17 protein-coding genes are annotated in these 16,964 nt (G+C 31.1%); 12 read left to right on the forward strand and 5 right to left on the reverse strand.

Translation table 11 applies throughout. The features are described 5' to 3' along the window. The first annotated feature begins 45 nt into the window (after positions 1 to 45). From ACOQOS_RS16580 to ACOQOS_RS16610, 7 genes are all read left to right on the forward strand, one after another. Positions 46 to 1,371 (forward strand): T9SS type A sorting domain-containing protein, encoded by a 1,326-nt coding sequence (locus tag ACOQOS_RS16580; RefSeq protein ID WP_420571590.1) that lies wholly within the window; start codon positions 46 to 48, stop codon positions 1,369 to 1,371. Positions 1,372 to 1,535: 164 nt separating this feature from the next. Further along, positions 1,536 to 3,533 carry a sensor histidine kinase gene (locus ACOQOS_RS16585; protein ID WP_420571591.1) on the forward strand — a complete coding sequence of 666 codons (1,998 nt, stop codon included), beginning with the start codon at positions 1,536 to 1,538 and terminating at the stop codon, positions 3,531 to 3,533. Between the two features lie 7 nt (positions 3,534 to 3,540). Continuing rightward, positions 3,541 to 4,263, forward strand: coding sequence for a LytR/AlgR family response regulator transcription factor (locus ACOQOS_RS16590; RefSeq protein ID WP_420571592.1), 723 nt, complete (start codon positions 3,541 to 3,543; stop codon positions 4,261 to 4,263). A 117-nt stretch (positions 4,264 to 4,380) separates the two neighbouring features. Beyond that, positions 4,381 to 5,127 carry a T9SS type A sorting domain-containing protein gene (locus tag ACOQOS_RS16595; protein ID WP_420571593.1) on the forward strand — a complete coding sequence of 249 codons (747 nt, stop codon included), beginning with the start codon at positions 4,381 to 4,383 and terminating at the stop codon, positions 5,125 to 5,127. A gap of 278 nt (positions 5,128 to 5,405) precedes the next feature. After that, positions 5,406 to 6,449, forward strand: a complete 1,044-nt coding sequence (locus tag ACOQOS_RS16600) for a hypothetical protein (RefSeq protein WP_420571594.1) — start codon at positions 5,406 to 5,408, stop codon at positions 6,447 to 6,449. A gap of 239 nt (positions 6,450 to 6,688) precedes the next feature. After that, complete coding sequence (locus ACOQOS_RS16605; protein ID WP_420575156.1) at positions 6,689 to 8,464, forward strand: MutS-related protein; 1,776 nt, start codon at positions 6,689 to 6,691, stop codon at positions 8,462 to 8,464. 192 nt (positions 8,465 to 8,656) lie between these two features. Beyond that, complete coding sequence (locus ACOQOS_RS16610; RefSeq protein ID WP_420571595.1) at positions 8,657 to 9,223, forward strand: hypothetical protein; 567 nt, start codon at positions 8,657 to 8,659, stop codon at positions 9,221 to 9,223. Between the two features lie 73 nt (positions 9,224 to 9,296). On the opposite strand, the gene ACOQOS_RS16615 is transcribed toward ACOQOS_RS16610, so the two are convergent. After that, positions 9,297 to 10,028 (reverse strand): hypothetical protein, encoded by a 732-nt coding sequence (locus ACOQOS_RS16615; RefSeq protein ID WP_420571596.1) that lies wholly within the window; start codon positions 10,026 to 10,028, stop codon positions 9,297 to 9,299. Positions 10,029 to 10,150: 122 nt separating this feature from the next. Between ACOQOS_RS16615 and ACOQOS_RS16620 the strand changes: the two genes are divergently transcribed. The 5 genes from ACOQOS_RS16620 (at position 10,151) to ACOQOS_RS16640 (ending at position 13,858) form a co-directional block, all read left to right on the forward strand. Further along, positions 10,151 to 11,032 (forward strand): alpha/beta fold hydrolase, encoded by an 882-nt coding sequence (locus ACOQOS_RS16620; protein ID WP_420571597.1) that lies wholly within the window; start codon positions 10,151 to 10,153, stop codon positions 11,030 to 11,032. Between the two features lie 6 nt (positions 11,033 to 11,038). Next, the gene (locus ACOQOS_RS16625; RefSeq protein ID WP_420571598.1) at positions 11,039 to 11,530 is read left to right on the forward strand and encodes an RNA polymerase sigma factor; all 492 of its coding nucleotides are present in this window, start codon (positions 11,039 to 11,041) and stop codon (positions 11,528 to 11,530) included. Continuing rightward, positions 11,523 to 12,128: a hypothetical protein gene (locus tag ACOQOS_RS16630; protein WP_420571599.1), complete on the forward strand. Its 606-nt coding sequence runs from the start codon at positions 11,523 to 11,525 to the stop codon at positions 12,126 to 12,128. Before ACOQOS_RS16625 ends, ACOQOS_RS16630 begins: the two co-directional genes overlap by 8 nt. A gap of 152 nt (positions 12,129 to 12,280) precedes the next feature. Then, complete coding sequence (locus tag ACOQOS_RS16635) at positions 12,281 to 12,499, forward strand: hypothetical protein (protein WP_420571600.1); 219 nt, start codon at positions 12,281 to 12,283, stop codon at positions 12,497 to 12,499. Between the two features lie 216 nt (positions 12,500 to 12,715). Continuing rightward, a complete protein-coding gene (locus tag ACOQOS_RS16640; RefSeq protein WP_420575157.1) occupies positions 12,716 to 13,858 on the forward strand; it encodes a methionine aminotransferase in 1,143 nt (380 codons plus the stop codon). Positions 13,859 to 14,012: 154 nt separating this feature from the next. Here ACOQOS_RS16640 and ACOQOS_RS16645 read toward each other — a convergent pair whose 3' ends face one another. From ACOQOS_RS16645 to ACOQOS_RS16660, 4 genes are all read right to left on the reverse strand, one after another. Further along, positions 14,013 to 14,207 (reverse strand): hypothetical protein, encoded by a 195-nt coding sequence (locus ACOQOS_RS16645; RefSeq protein ID WP_420571601.1) that lies wholly within the window; start codon positions 14,205 to 14,207, stop codon positions 14,013 to 14,015. A gap of 31 nt (positions 14,208 to 14,238) precedes the next feature. After that, entirely contained in the window at positions 14,239 to 14,394 is a 156-nt protein-coding gene (locus ACOQOS_RS16650) for a hypothetical protein (protein WP_420571602.1), read from the reverse strand. A gap of 456 nt (positions 14,395 to 14,850) precedes the next feature. Further along, positions 14,851 to 16,542, reverse strand: coding sequence for a helix-turn-helix domain-containing protein (locus ACOQOS_RS16655; protein ID WP_420571603.1), 1,692 nt, complete (start codon positions 16,540 to 16,542; stop codon positions 14,851 to 14,853). Between the two features lie 142 nt (positions 16,543 to 16,684). After that, positions 16,685 to 16,888, reverse strand: coding sequence for a hypothetical protein (locus ACOQOS_RS16660; protein WP_420571604.1), 204 nt, complete (start codon positions 16,886 to 16,888; stop codon positions 16,685 to 16,687). Positions 16,889 to 16,964 lie beyond the last annotated feature (76 nt).

The raw sequence follows: 16,964 nt of genomic DNA on the forward strand, positions 1-16,964 counted from the left end.
ATATTTGTGCCACTAACCTATTGAAAACACTCAAATCTTACAATAATGAAACAAAAACTACTTTTTTTATCATGTGCACTCTGCACATACGTATTAACAGCACAAGCTATATTTCCAGATACATTCGAGTTTCGAGGAATAAACTCCAATGCTCCTGATGTGGGTGTAGTACCTGCTCCAGGACCAAATCCTGCAGGTTTAGATGTAGCCGTTTTGCCAACATTAACCGGAAGACTAAGTGCGCCAGTATTGGTAGATTTAGACGGTGATGGTGATTTAGACATGGTTTCTGGCGCACAAGCTGCGGATGGAAAATTATTTTACTATGAAAATACAGGTTCTGCTACGGCACCAAATTGGGTGCAAACTGCACAGCCAGCATTAGATGCAGTTGCCATTGCTCCAGGAGGAAATAATGAAACAAAAGGTCAATTTATAGACATCGATGATGATGGAGATTATGATTTATTTTTGGCGACTAAAAATGATATAAATCAATTTAACTTTAATGATATCCATTATTATGAAAATACGGGGTCAGCTACAGCGCCAAATTTTGTAGAATCTACGATTTCTGGAATATTAAATCAGAATATAGCAAACTTTCCAGGTCTTGGATTTGTCGATTTAGATAATGACGATGATTATGATATGGTAGGTATAGGAAGTGATTCCATATCATATCTTGAAAACACAGGTAGTAAAATGGCACCAATGTTTGAACGTAGATTACATTTAGACAATCCTTGGGATATGAATACAGGTACAGGAATATTAGATCGTAACTGGCCACACGGTGACATATTGGTAACGGTTCCTAATTTTGAGGATGTAGATCGTGATGGTGACTTTGATTTAATTGTGGGAACTGATACAGGAATTGTACGTTGGGTAGAGAATATTGGGACACCTACAGCACCAGATTATGGAACGTATGCATATCAAAATATGCCAGGAGATCTAGAAACTTTTGATTTCGGACAGTTTGCAACGATTAGTTTTGGAGATGTAAATAATGATGGTGTATTAGATGCTATTATGGGAACATTTAGTCCAGGATACTTTGCTTGGTTTGAAGGTGTATTAACATCGCCATTAAGTGTAGAAGAAGAAGCTTTGGCTGTGAACATAACGGTAAGTCCTAATCCTGTAAATGATTTATTGACGATACGGTTTGAAAGCAATCAAATCAACAAAACAAATATTTCAATGTACAATATTGCTGGACAAATGGTATACGGAAGCAATAAACTTATTCAAAATGATAGAGCTGTAAAAATTGATGTCTCCAACTTAAAATCTGGATTGTATTTCCTAAAAATCACAAGTGATGATGATAAAACAATCGTCAAGAAAATTACTGTGAATTAAAACATAGTGATTGAGATTTTTATTAAAAAAGAGATTCACTTGTTTAGGGTGAATCTCTTTTTCTGTTAAAATAAATAGTAATATTTTTATATCCTGGATAGTCAGTAAGACTTTTATAGTAAGAGTTAAAAAGATAAAAATAGACAGTATAAATTTTAAAATTTATGAAACAAACGGTAATTTCTATGCGTTACATGCTTAAAAAACAATACGTTTATAAAGTAAGTATATTACTATGTTGTTTCATAATGACTACAAGTTGGTCTCAAAATACAGACTATACTTCTATCATTAAAATAGAAGATTATATACTAAACAATCAAAAAGATTCTGCTACATATTATATAGATTTACTCAAACAAAAAGAGAATCCTTATATACATACTTTAGAAGCGCTAGTTAATGACAAATCTCCTTCTTTTAATCATTATTATTTGTTTTCAGCTAGGATCTATAAAAATTATTCAAAATCTAGAGATGTTAATTTTTTCAAATTTATTGAAGGTATTCCAATGCCAACTAATAAGAAACTAATTAATATAGATTATGTATATATCAAATGGCTTTATATCTTAAGATTACTCGATATAGCTCAACTTGAAAAAGCTAGTGTCGAAAATGAAAAATTAGCGGATTATATAAATATGTATTCTCCAAGTGATCCAAATTATATAAGGTCTAAACTATTATTAGGTGCTCATGATATTATTATTAGTATCATTCAAAGAGATGAAAAAGGGAAAGCTGCTTGTATAAAAAATATAGCGTTAGCTAAGACAATTGGAGACAAAAAAATAGAAGCTTTATATCTAAGTTATTTATGTGACTTTTATGCATCTGATGGTAATGCAGGATTAGAATCCTATATAGCAACTGCTGAAAAAAGTATTGAAATAGAAAAAACTTTACCTGTTAAAACGGTTGTTTACGAATCTACAATGGAAAAACTAATAGATGGTTATTTATATTTAGGAGGTAAAAATAAAGAAGCGCTAGAGCTATTAGAGACGCTATATAGTTCTCTAGATTCTAGAGCTTTCAGTTATCCGTTATATGCCAATTTTCTTAGGAAAATAGATTCGTCAGACCCTATGAATCAAAAAATACTTCATCAGTTTGGAGTAGATAATATTATTGATTTTTGTAAAAAAATCGAAGAAGAGAGTGTCGGTGTACTAAACTCTAATAAGCTATACTATGTATTAAGTCAAAATTCAAAACTACTTCGAAAAAGAGGTTTCTTGAATGAAGCAATAGCCTATATGACAAAATGTATAATGCTAAATCGAAAAATATATTCTGAGGATTTAGCAAATTCATTATATGATTATAAATCGAAGCAAGAAATAGAACGAAAAGAATTAGAAATTGAATACCAAAAAAACAAAGCAAATTTATACACAATTATAGTATTCATATTAGTATTTGCTTTCATAATTTTAATGTACATCGTCTATAAAATGCTACAACAGGCAAAAGAGCTTAAGAAGAAAAATATTAAAATTGAAGAGCAAAGAGATGCAATATTAAAAGAAGGAAAAGAAAAGGCATTATTGCTAAAAGAAGTACATCATAGAGTTAAAAATAATTTCCAAATTGTATCAAGCTTACTCGAATTGCAAACCAAAGGAATACAAGATGAAAAAGCTTTAAACTTGGCAAATGATGGAAAAAATAGAGTAAAATCAATGGCGTTAATTCATCAAAAACTCTATCAAGATGATACAGGATTAATTGACTTTGAAGAATACATACAAGCATTAGTCAAAGAATTATCATATGTATATGCTTCTGAGAAAAAAGTACAAACGAATATAAATGTAAAAAATAAGCAATTTGATGTTGATACTGCCATTCCACTAGGCTTAATCATAAACGAATTGATTACGAATGCTTACAAATATGCATTTGATGACGAAAAAGAAAATGAATTAAACATCTCCATCAATAAACTTGGAGGAGAAGAATACAAGTTGATCGTAGCTGATAATGGAGAAGGATTGGATGCATCTATCAACTTAGCCAAAGTTAAAAGCCTAGGATTACGTTTAGTAAAACGATTAACGAAACAATTACAAGGAAAATTTACCCTGAACAATACTGAAGGAGCCTCTTTTGAAATTACCTTCAAAGACACTCAAAGAAGAGCATTATTAGACTAACCATACCATGAATAAAGTAAAAATATTAGTCGTAGAAGATGAAATTATCATTGCTGATCATCTATGCGACACACTTGATGATTTAGGATATGAAGCCTTAGAGCCAGTAATCAACTATACAGAAGCTATTGAAGCTATCGAAGTTGAAACCCCCGATTTGGCGATTTTAGATATTCAATTATCTGGTCGGAAAACTGGCATTGATATCGCGGAAAAAATTAGAAAAGATTACGACTTTCCTTTTATATTTCTTACGTCTAATTCAGATCCGCTCACAGTTTCGGAGGCAAAAAAAGTAATGCCGCCAGCCTATTTAGTCAAACCATTTACTAAAGACGAATTGTATACGTCGATAGAAATTGCGTTGTACAATTACTCTAAAAGAATAGGAGAAGTAAACGATGATGAATTGATTATAAAGGATGCATTTTTTATCAAAGAAAAAAATATCTTCATCAAGCTCAAATTCGAAGAAATTCTCTTCATAAAAAGTGAGCATGTATACGCTGAAATTCAACTTACAAACAATCAAAAACACGTAATTCGAGGAAATTTAAATAAAATTATTACCAAACTCAATAAGCAATTTGTGCGTGTGCACCGAAGCTATATAGTGAACTTGGATTATCTACAAAAAATTGATCAAAACAATATCATTGTATTAAATGTTAATATTCCAATTGGTAAAAAATATAAAGATGATTTGTTGCAAAAAATCAACTTATTATAGATTTAAATAAACACTTTATGTGTGTTAAGAACATTATATGAGTAGTTCAGAACATTGGTGAAAAACGAGTAAAACTGTTAGATATATTTACAGTCTTAACCTAAAATCTTACATGTTATGACAAAAAAAATACTTGTTTTTTTTGCGTTTATAAGCGCAACATTATTTCTAAATGCCCAATGTGGACCAAGTTATACAGGTGCTACTAGTTCAGGTAGTGGTTCTGGTGGAGAAATACCAAATTTTACAGGAATGTCCTTTACTACAAGTGCTTCTTGCGGAGGAATCTTAACATCAATTACATCAACAGTTCTTGGTTCTCCAATCCCAAATGCAACAGTTTCTGTACGCCTATATGAAGGTGATGGATTAGGAGGAAATGTAATAGGCGAATTAACAGGAGTTCCTGTAAATGGTAGTGCAGTATATGATTTTTCGGCACTCATGATTACGATGAATCCGTCTACAACATATACATACATTATCGAAAAAGAAAATACGTCTGACTCTATTTTTGCCAATTTTGTATTTGATCCTATTCACCCTGGAGGAACAGCATATTGGGGAGGAGTTCCATCGAATATAGCTATAACTTTTAGTGTAAGTATTGACAATTCTACATTAAGCGTAACTGATGTTGATACAGATGAAACTGAGTTGCGTGTCTATCCAAATCCTGCAGCAAATAGCATTCAACTAACATCTTTGCAAAAAGCAGAAAACTATACCATACTTGATATCTCTGGAAAGAAAGTTATGGAAGGAACTATAAATGTAAATCAATCAATTAACATTCAACAACTAACAAAAGGAATGTATTTCATTCAATTGGAAAAAAGAGTGCTAAAATTTGTGAAAAAGTAGTGCAATCAATAGGTAATTGTTAAACTTTTCTTAGGATGAAATACTAGTAAACGCAAACCTATATGGTTTGCGTTTTTTTATTATTGACTACTTACTTTTCAAAGTAATCTTCTATTTAAGACAACTAAAAATAGAACAATTTAAATATTGTAAGAACATACTTTCGTGTTTTTAGAACAAATCTTTCTTAGTTCGTAACATTTTTATCTTTTAATAAAAAAGTAATCTATAACTTACTTAAAATATAAACGATTGTAACTAATTTAATTTTGAAGATTATGGAAGAAATACACCCAAATTCGCCAAATGAAAACAATATCGATACTTTCTTGTGGAAAAAAAATCTTATTGGTTCTGGATATGATATCGTATCCATTGTGGCTCATGGAGAATATGTATATGCAGGGACTTCACATGGAGAAGTACATAGATATAGTTTAAAAGGTGAGCCTAGTGGTATAAATATACTACAGGCAGCTCCAAGTAAAGGAGAAGTTCGATTAACTATTTATAAAGATCAACTAGTTGTTGGAACTGTTGGATGTATAATGCTTATTCAATTAGATAATTTTGAAAAGATAGATTCCTACACGATGATCGAGCTTTCTTTCCCTAAAACAATATTTAAGAATCGTGCTGTTTCGGTAATAGCGGATGATAATTTTATATATGCAGGATCAGTAGGATATGTATTTAAGTATAATATTGCTTCGAAAGAAACAATAATGAGAACGTTTTTAAATAGAGGACATCAAGAGGTTTGTTTAGAAATGATCGGTAATCAATTGATTGCAGGAACAGAAGGTCATGTTGTATTGATTGAGAAAAATGATTTTGAAAGGAAAAAGAAAATAATATCTCTTCCTCATAGTGGGTATGGAACAGTTTCACTATTAGTTTATGACAATATCATATATGCTGGTTCAAACGGATATGCTTACAAAATAAGTGCAGATGGTAAAGAAGTCAAAAAAAATGAACTTGAAGTAGTTGAAAAAAGTGAAGTTAGTTTAGCAATAAAAAGTGATAAATTAATTGTTGGTTCAAATGGAGATATTATGGCGATTTCATTAATTGATTTCGAGTACAAAGGAGAATATATTACTTCACTTCCTCATTGTAAAGGCGAAATTGTTTCTGTTGCTGTTTCTGACTCTTATGTCTATGCAGGTTCGGTTGGATATATATACAGAATCGAAGATAGGAAGCCTGTATACATAGAAGGAATGGGAACTAATGCAATTCGATTCTGTGAAAATAATAGGCAACTCTTTGCTGCAGGAAGTAATTTTTTGGCTTCAATTGCATATAAAGAATCTTGAAAACACATTTAATTGTTAATACTAGTAAATCGTTTTCAGATAATGCAAAAGAAAATTAGATAATTAATCACGTAAAAAATATTTCATTCAATAATAAAAAGAGTGCTAAAATTTGTAAAAAAGTAGTGCAATCAATAGGTAATTGTTAAACTTTTCTTAGGATGAAATACTAGTAAACGCAAATCTATATGGTTTGCGTTTTTTTTTGTTTCTTGGCAGATATTTCTCAGAATACCATCATGCAAGACCCAATTACTTTTTATAGCCAACAAAAAGCCAAATTTGTATCAGAATTGAAAGTACAACGAAGAAAACTGAATCAATCAAGTTTCCTTCGATTAATCGTTTTTTTAAGCATCGCTTTCGCGATTTATCTCTTATTTGGGCAATGGCCATATGTGATATTGGCATCAGTAATTGGAATGGCGATCTTTCTATTTTTAATCTTTCGCCATTCAGACTTAGTCTACCAAAGCAACAAACTAAAAGCGTTGATTCAATACAATCAACTAGAAATAGATGTACTCAATGGTGATTTGTCTAAATTGCCAACAGGAGAAGAATTTTTAGATGCTTCACATGAATTTAGTTATGACATCGATCTTTTTGGAAATGCTTCTTTCTTTCAATATCTAAACAGATCAACAACACGTGAAGGAAAAAATGAATTGGCAGCATTGCTTGCTAGTAATGATATTTCAGACATTTCAATACGCCAAAAAGCAATTCAAGAATTGGCAGAAAAAGCAGATTGGCGACAACATTTTTCAGCCATAGCCTTATTGATAAAAGTAGAAACAACTTCCAAAAGTATTACTGATTGGCTCAAAGAATACAAAGCATTCATTCCAAAATCAATTCGCTATCTGCCAATGATTTTCTCAGGAATCTCTGTGGCTATTATAACCTTGGCGTTTTTGCAAATCATTCCATTTTTATACGTATTACTTTTGTTACTTTTAGGATTAGGGATTACAGGAAGATTTTTAAAAAGTATAACGAAATTATCGTTTCATACAAGCAAAGCCAAAGACACATTTCAACAATACGGACAATTATTACAACGTATCGAAGCAGAAACATTTACGGCCAAGCTACTGAAAGAAAAACAACAAAACATTCACAGTGATACACAAAAGGCATCAACCTTAGTGAGAGAATTTTCAAAACGAATAGATGCTTTAGATAATCGCAATAATATTTTAGTTGGAATTTTCTTAAATGGATTTTTATTGTGGGATATTTCAAAATCATATCAAATAGAAACTTGGATTTCAAAACATAGTACAAAAGTGCAACAATGGTTTGAAGTTGTAACATTTTTTGATGCCTACAATAGTTTAGGAAACTTCGCATTTAATCATCCGCAGTTTAACTATCCAACAATTGTAGAAAATGTGCCGCAAGTCATCAATGCAAAACAATTGGGACATCCATTATTGAGAACTACAAACAGAATTGATAACGATTTCAATATCGGAAACTCAGAATTCTTCATTGTTACTGGAGCCAATATGGCAGGGAAAAGCACATTTTTAAGAACCGTTTCTCTCGGAATAGTCATGTCTAATGTAGGATTGTCAATTTGTGCTGAAACTGCAGCATATTCGCCCATAAAACTCATTACAAGCATGCGTACCACCGATTCCTTGGCGGAAGGTGCTTCCTATTTCTTTTCAGAATTACAACGCTTAAAAATGATTGTAGATAAAATTGAAGCGGATACGTACTTTATCATCCTAGATGAAATCCTAAAAGGAACAAACAGTCATGACAAAGCAATGGGTTCTAAGAAAATAGTTCAAAAACTAGCTTCGCAAAATGCAGCTGGAATCATAGCTACACACGATTTAAGCTTGTGTGAATTAGAAAAAGAGATCACTCAAGTAAAAAATTATTTCTTTGACGCCGAAATTATCAATGATGAATTGTTCTTTGGATATCAACTAAAAAAAGGCATCTGTTCTAACATGAATGCCTCGTTTTTATTGAAGAAAATGGAGATTGTAGAGTAATCTTCAAAATTCTTCCATAGAACGTCATATAAGTTTCTTCTATCGTGTAATTGTATCAAACAATCTAATTTAATATTTTTGTTTATGTTAATGTGTTAATTTTAATACAGTTAATATAAATATTAACATGTAGTCTTTTGTCCCCTAGATAAAAGCCCCCTGATTCCCTAATTGCATTATTTTTAAGTATAGATGGCTCTAAAATACCTCCATGTCAACGAAAGACATTACAAGAAACAATTGTTGGTTTCTAATCAGCAAGTAAAAACGTTAAAAAACTTTTTAACAGGACTCATACGTAATGAAGTCCTAATTATCAATACAAACTTAGGTTTAGAAATATACTACGAAGCCGATTACGATTGTACGCCAATCATAAAAGATGCAATCGCAATTGTAGTGTGTAAAAAATGTGACGCTAACGATCTCTTTCGCTTCATTTCTTTTCAAAACGAAAAAGAAATTCAGCATTTTATGGACGATTCTATTGCACAAGTTTCCGAAATGCCTTTATTTCAAAACTACACAAAAAGTATGTTGCATCAGTTAAAAACACAATTTGAGTCCAACAAACAACTCATTGGAAAATTATCTGATATCTGGTTTGAAGTAACACGAAATTTACGTTTCAAAAATGTCAGCATTGAAAAAATAAAAGAATTTCAAGATGACTTTCAATCTATTTACATCAGTAAAGTAGAAAATGACGTTCTAAAAGGACTTATTTTGGAAGCGTTAGACAGAACACATGTAAATTGATTTTCCTGTAACATCAAGGTTATTATATATTCTTCCTCATCTATTCGTAAGCTTGAAACGAATAGATGAGTATTTATTTTACAATCTTTATCATAGAATTTGAAGATTTACAGTTTCTTAATCCATCTAAGTAACTTGGATAAGGAACTCTTATGCTGTACACAATAATAGTATCACCAATAGACATATTATCTAATTCTTGAATCGCTTCCTTGGAGAACTTACTACCTTGAATTGTAAATCTATTCTTCCCTAGAAAAACAGATTTAAATTCTGTAGCTTCTTGTCGTTTATAAGGTGTGTAATTTTCAATATCCATAGAAAATCGTCCCTTTGCAATCTCACTTTTACTCAATTCCATTGGAGTATCTTGAAAAAGCTGATCATCAAAAAAAGTTCTTGGACGCCCAATATCTTCTATTCTAAAAACCTTCTCAAATTTCAAAGTTTCTCCATTTCGCATATCTGCCATTATACGAAAAGTAACTTCTTTTCCTGTAGTTGGATGCAATTCATAACGATTTTTACCTACATATTTTAAACCTGGTGCCATTACAGAAAATCTTAAAGAATTTGGTACTGCAATTTTCACAGGATTATTTGCGTCGCGATACACAACATTCATATTCTCTATTTCTACAATGGCTTCTGGTTTATTGCTAGAAAACTTTTGAAGCGAAGCAATAGAATCTCTCAATATACGATTTTCTGCTTTTAGTTCTTCACAAGACATTTGCTCTTTAGAATGATAGCTCATCAATATCACAGAAAGAAAAATGATGAAAATAAAAAATAGGTTTTTCATAGAAAGGCTTGATTTTAAGAGAATAAACGAAAACGGAAATGACTTTATTTTAATTTTTTTTAAATATAACTGTAATAAAACAAATAGCGCTGTACTAAAAGGGAAACGAAAAACTTAAAACGATGAAAACAATAGTATCTATAGTAATTTTATTTTTTGCTTTCGCGAATGTGGCAGCACAAAAAGAAAAAAAAACAACTGCTTTTGAAGTGAAAGTACATGGAAAAGGCGAAACCATGTTTTTAATTCCTGGTTTATCATGTTCTGGAAATGTTTGGAATGAAACAGTTGAAACGTATAAAAATGATTATGAAATCCATGTATTTACATTAGCTGGTTTTGGCGGAGTAAAACCTATTGACTCAGAAACAATTTTACAAGAAGTAAAAAAAGAAATGCTACCTTATATCAAGAAGCATGCAACAAAAAATAGCGTATTAATTGGTCACAGTATTGGTGGATTTACAAGCATGCTGATTGCTCTTGATGATGAAAATGTAGTGTCAAAAATTGTAATTGTAGACAGTTTGCCGTTTCTCGCAGGCGCATACAATGCACAAGTAACAGAAGAAGCTGTAAAATCAACATACGGAATGATGAAGCAAATGTATATGCCAATGGACAGTATTACGTTACGAAATACCTTAAAACAATCTTTGAGTGGTATGATGCGAAACAAAGAAAACCTAAATTTTGTATTGAATGATGCCGCAAAATCAGATCGAAAAACACTTGGCTATACCATGTTTGAAATGATGAGTAATGATTTGCGAGATGATTTAGCGAAACTTAAAATACCTACATTAGTACTCACAAACTGGAACAAGCCTATTCCGCAATTTCCTAACTTTACAAAAGCAGAAAAACTAGAAATGTATGAAGCACAATACAAAAATTGTGATTCTTGTACCGTAAAAATCATTGATGAGGCAGAACATTTCATTATGCTCGATAATCCAACTGTATTTTTCAAAGAAGTTTCCAACTTTATCAAAACGAACTAATATCTGATGCGAGAAGATTATTTTCAAGAAATCATTACACATCATAAAGACAAAATATATCGAATTTGTCTCGCATATCTCTACGAAAAAGATTTGGTAGATGATTTGTATCAAGAAGTGTTGATAAACGTTTGGAATGGACTTAAAAACTTCAAAGGAAATGCAAAACTAACCACATGGCTGTATCGTGTCACACTCAATACAACGATTACATTTAATCGACATAATAAAAAACACATACAACTATTCAATAATGAATTGCCAGATACTTTTGAAGAAGCCATTGATACAGAACGGCAAGCACAAGAAAACCGAGTCAACAAACTCATGCAATGTGTGCAAAAACTTAAAAAAGATGAACGTCTCATTATCAGTTTGGTACTTGAAGAGCTCAGTTACAAAGAAATTGCTGAGATCATTGGAATAGAAACCAATAATGTTGGTGTACGAATTAACAGAATCAAAAAACGACTTTTAAAAATATACAATAATGAATGATTTTAACGACATCGTAAACGATTGGAAATCTGTTTCTACAGACAAAACCGAACGCAAAGAAGCGAGTGATTCATTACTTGGAAAACTCAAAAAACTACAGCGAAAAATTATCATAGGAAACGTATTGATGAGTATTTCATTTGCGTTTGTATTTTCGGTGTTTTTATGGCTATGGAATGCAAACCTCTTTAAAGAACGTTCAGATAATTTTTATCTAGGATTAGCATTTATGTCTATTTTACTCACAGTCACTTTGGGCATGATGTGGTATCGTGTATTATTTTGGCGAACACCAAATGATATCTCTGAAAATATGAAAGCATTTGCAACAAAAATGTTAAAAAAATTACGCTATTTCAGATGGATTACCAATGTGTTTATGCCTGTATATCTTGTAATGCTTGCTGTAGGAATGACAATCTATTTTCAAGACGTTTTACACGAAGCAAGTTTCCAAACCAAACTAATCGCTTATTGCGCAACGTACATTTGGATTTTACTTGTAGGTTTTGTGATGATGCGAAAAAAGCAAAAAAAGAACAACAAGAATGTTGATCCAATCATTGAAAGTTTAGAAGAAATACTAGAAACTTTTTAAGTAATATAAATAACAATCTAAAGCTCCAACCATATACAAAGTTGGAGTTTGTTTTTTATAGTCGTATTTAAATAATGACGACATACAACAGTATTTTTTACGTTTCCGATTCTCTATTTTAGTTTCAATTATTAACATAATAACTGAAAATTATGAAAAAAAGAAATTTAAAATCGTTGAGTTTAAACAAGAAGTCAATCTCTTCATTAGATGATGCTGTAAGAGCACATGGCGGAGGAGTAGGAGAAGAAGGAAGTTCTTATTTTTCTTGTATTGGAGGAATTTGTTCACCTCCTGAAACTGAAATTACATGTCCTACTTGGGTATTGTGCGATTGGACTAAAGTAGCTGGTGGCTGTTCATTCCAGTAATTAAACTTTCAAGCGAACTTCGGTTCGCTTTTTTCTTCTAAACAAAATGCTTTTAATAAGAAGTATTCAATATATATTTTTATGTTTTCATTATAAAAAATCAACGGAATTCACGACTTTTACTTGGCAGAAATATATGGTGCCGTGTTTATGGTAAATAAAGCACGAATTCATAATTTTCTGAAACAATCAGCAACGAGTAATGAAAACCAGATGATACAACATACTTCCAAATTGCCTAATGTAGGAACGACAATTTTTACAGTCATGAGTCAATTGGCTGCCAAAGAAAATGCAATCAATTTGTCGCAAGGATTTCCCAATTTTCCTTCAGATTCAAAACTGATAGAAATGGTACAGCAAGCATTGAAAGAGAATTACAATCAATATGCGCCAATGCCTGGTGCTTTTATATTACGAGAAGCTATTGCAGAGAAAATTGCGTATTTGTATCAAAGAAATTACAATCCAGATACGGAAGTTGTGGTTACAGTTGGAGCAACAGAAGCTATTTTTACCATTATAAGCGCGTTTGTACGTCCAAAAGATGAAGTTGTCATATTTACACCAGCTTATGATTGTTATGCGCCAGCTGTAGAAGTACATGGCGGAAAAGTAGTGCCAATTCAATTGAAAGGAAAAGAGTTTTCTGTTGATTGGGATGAAGTGCGAAGTAAAATTAACAACAAGACAAAACTGATGATTATCAATACGCCACACAATCCAAGTGGAACAGTATTGTCAAAAGCAGATATGTTGGAATTGTCATCTATTTTAGAAGACACAAACATTATTTTACTAAGTGATGAAGTCTATGAACATATTGTGTTTGATGGAGAAACACATCAAAGCGCAGCGTTATTTCCAAAACTTGCAGAACGTACATTTATTACGGCTTCTTTTGGGAAAACTTTTCATAATACAGGTTGGAGAATTGGCTATTGTGTAGCGCCAAAAGAATTGATGGATGAATTTAAAAAAGTACATCAATTCAATGTGTTTTCAGTACATCATCCAACACAAATTGCCATAGGTAGATATCTAAAAACTCCAGAAAACTATCTGCAATTACCAGCATTTTTTCAACAAAAGCGTGATTTCTTTTTAGATGCGATCCAAGGTTCACGTTTCACATGGAAGCCATCACAAGGAACATATTTCCAAGTACTTTCATATGAAAATATCACAGATGAATTGGATACAGAATTTGCAAAAAGACTCACGCGGGAACACAAAATAGCGTCCATTCCACTTTCTGTATTCAATACCAATAAAGAAGATCATAAATTACTACGTTTCTGCTTTGCAAAAACAGAAGAAACATTAGCGGAAGCGGCAAAAATTTTAAATAAGATATAAAAAGCTGTCTAAAAAGTTGAATTTCCGTTAAACTGAACTTGATTCGGTTTCTCATAACCTTTGAAAATCAGCATAATGTCATTCTGAATTAAATTCAGAATGACATTTTTTATTACTTTTTAGACAGTCTCTTTTTGATCTGATAGAATATCTACTATTTTGGCGCAGTACAAATTCCTGGTGATCCTGTGTTGTAACACCATCTGTTGTAGGTCCAGTTACAAAATTCTGGTTCTCGTGAGTCACAAATGAATCCTTCAGAAAATCGTCCACCTTTTACGTTTTCAGGAGCTAACGAAGAAACTGCATTCTTGTTAAGCGATAAGTTTTTAAAATTCTTTTTTTTCATGGTTAAAAATTTTTAAGTTTTGGTTTCAATATTAATGTACGTGACAAGACGTAATACACATAGAAGTTCGGCTTGGGCAATCTGTAATACCTGTTGCTCCACCAACAATTTTTTCTTGTTTACTAGCATCTAAATTTGCTACAGAAGCTTTTACCAATTTCAATGATTTTAATTTTTGAGTTTTCATACTAAAAATATTTGTGGTTGATTAAAAATTTATTGATCTCAATGTAGCTTTTGTATCCAACGAAAAAAAGAAAGCGTAACTCAAGAGAGCTAAAAATTAAAGGAATTGAGGTAAAGTGTAGTAATAAGAAAATGTAGGAACAGAATATAAAAAAACCGGAAGTTTTGCTTCCGGTTTTTCACATGTGAATTATTAATTATATTCATTAATAACAGACTACATCTTCGCAGTGACTTTCTAGTCCAGAGGTTGGTATATGACCTGGTTGAAAAGACCTTGTGCCGCCTTTAATGCTTTGAGTATTCATTTTTGCAATGACTGCTTTTTTGAAATACATTTTTTTATTGTTCTTTACTTTCATGTTTAAAGGTTTATGGGTTGTTAAATATTGAAAGTAATATAGTTTATTTTCTCTTCGAAATGTATGTTTAATGAAGGCTTTGAACCTCAAATTACTTAATTTGAGGTGTTGTTTTCTGTGTTATCTTCAAGATTTTTAATATAATACGAAGGATATAGTTTTGTATGCGCTTTAAAATATTTAGTGAATGAATTTGTGCTTTTATAACCAATTTCTTCAGCAATATGCTTGATAGAATATTTTCTGAATTTAGAATCTTCTTTTAAACGTTTCAATACATATTCGATGCGTAATTCATTAATATATTCATAAAACTTCTTCTGTTTATAAGAACTAATAATTTTAGATAAATAGGTTGTATTGGTTTTCACTTTTTTAGCAAGTGTTTGTAATGTACAATTGCTATTCAGAAAAAAGAGTGCTTCTTCTAGCTTTTCTAAACGTTCTAAAATGGCTTCCACTTTTTTATCTTCGATCGTAAAATCAGTTTTTCTTTTTGTTGAGTTTTTGGTATCTATTTGGGAAACTAATTTTTCGAAAGTAGCTTTGTTTTGTTTTCTCGTTTTGGTCAATTTATACAGAAAATAAACACACAATCCAACTGCAAAAAAAGCGAAGAGTAATACATAAATTAAGCTATTTTCTAATTTGGAAGTACGTGTGGAAAGATTGTCATTTTCTTTGCGAATAGTTTCATATAATTCTTTAATAACCTCAATATTTTGCGTTCTATTGTATTTGTTTAATTCTATATATTTTTGAGTATATGCTAGGTAATTATCATTTTGCTCGAGTTTTTCATATGAGTTTGCCAAAGATCGGTAGGTTCCTATTAACTCTGGTGGATTAAAACTATTGGCTATCTTTTTATTTTTCACAGCAACAATGGCTTCAACTTTACTTAAAAATTCAATTGCCCTTGTGTATGATTTAAGTTCATAATATGACTTTCCGATATAATAATAAATTTCAGTTAATCGTTTTTGATTGTTCAAGTCTTTAGTGATTTTTTCTGCTTTTTTAAGATAATCAATAGCAATTTCAAAATCACCTTTTATAAAATATGCGATTCCTATATCTATATAAAAATAGCTGACACCTTCATCGTCATTAATTGCTAAGCTTTTTTGTAAACCAATTTTAGCATAATGCAAGGTAGAATCTGGTTTTTTTAAACGTAAAAATGTACCACCAACGCCCATGTATGAATTAATGGCAATCAATTGATCTTCAAATTGATGCTTTTCTGCGAGTCGTACATTATTCTTATAAATTTCTAAAGCTTCATCAAAAAACTCCATGCGTCTTTTAATCTTAGCGATATTAGCTTTCGCTTTAATTTTTAATTGTATGTCATTTAGTTTGTTAGCAATATCTAAAGCTTTCAAATACATTTCTAAAGCCTTTTTGTTATCACCAAGATAAACGATGGCAGTTCCTTTAGTTAAGTAAGAATCAGCTAGTGATACATCATTTTTAAGCTTTTGAGCATTCATAATTGCAGAGTCACAATATTGAATTGTTATGGAGTAATTTCCTTCAATCATGGCAATACGTGCATTTTGAAAATGTGCATTAAATATACCTTTGATATTATTGGATTTTTTGCTTTTTTCTAGTAAAATCTTAGCGTATTTTTTAGCTAAATCTGGGTTGGAAAGTTTGTGTTTTACGATAAATGTTACTATTTCTTCAGAAGTAGCATCTTCAGGCATTTCTTGAGAAAATCCAGTAAAAAAGATCAATGTAAAAACAATAAAACTCCAAAATGTATTCACTCGTAGCATCTCAAAAAAACTTTTACTAGCATTAAAATAAAGAATTTTAAAAGTACTAATAATAAAATACATTCATCTTCTTTTAAGATTTTTCTGCATAAAAAAAAGCCTCTCAAAAGAGAAGCTTTTCTTGTAACATGTGAATATTAAATTATTGACAGTTTGTTTGATTTCCAGTAAGACACAAAGGACCTGTTTGTCCGCCAGTTTCTCCACAATTAAAGAAACAACTTCGAGTTGGATTTTGCCATGGCAATCCGCTCGTTCCTCCTTTTAGAGCTTTTAAATTATTTACTTCCATATTTGCAATTAATTGCTTTCGTAAGTGGATAATATTTACCTTTTTTTTCTTCATAATGTATTATTTAAAGTTAAAGTTTCACGATTGAAAATAAACATAATTTATGCGTCAAAGAGTATACTGTTAGATG

It is taken from the genome of Kordia sp. (assembly GCF_965224175.1).
In the GTDB taxonomy this organism is placed as follows: Bacteria; Bacteroidota; Bacteroidia; order Flavobacteriales; family Flavobacteriaceae; genus Kordia.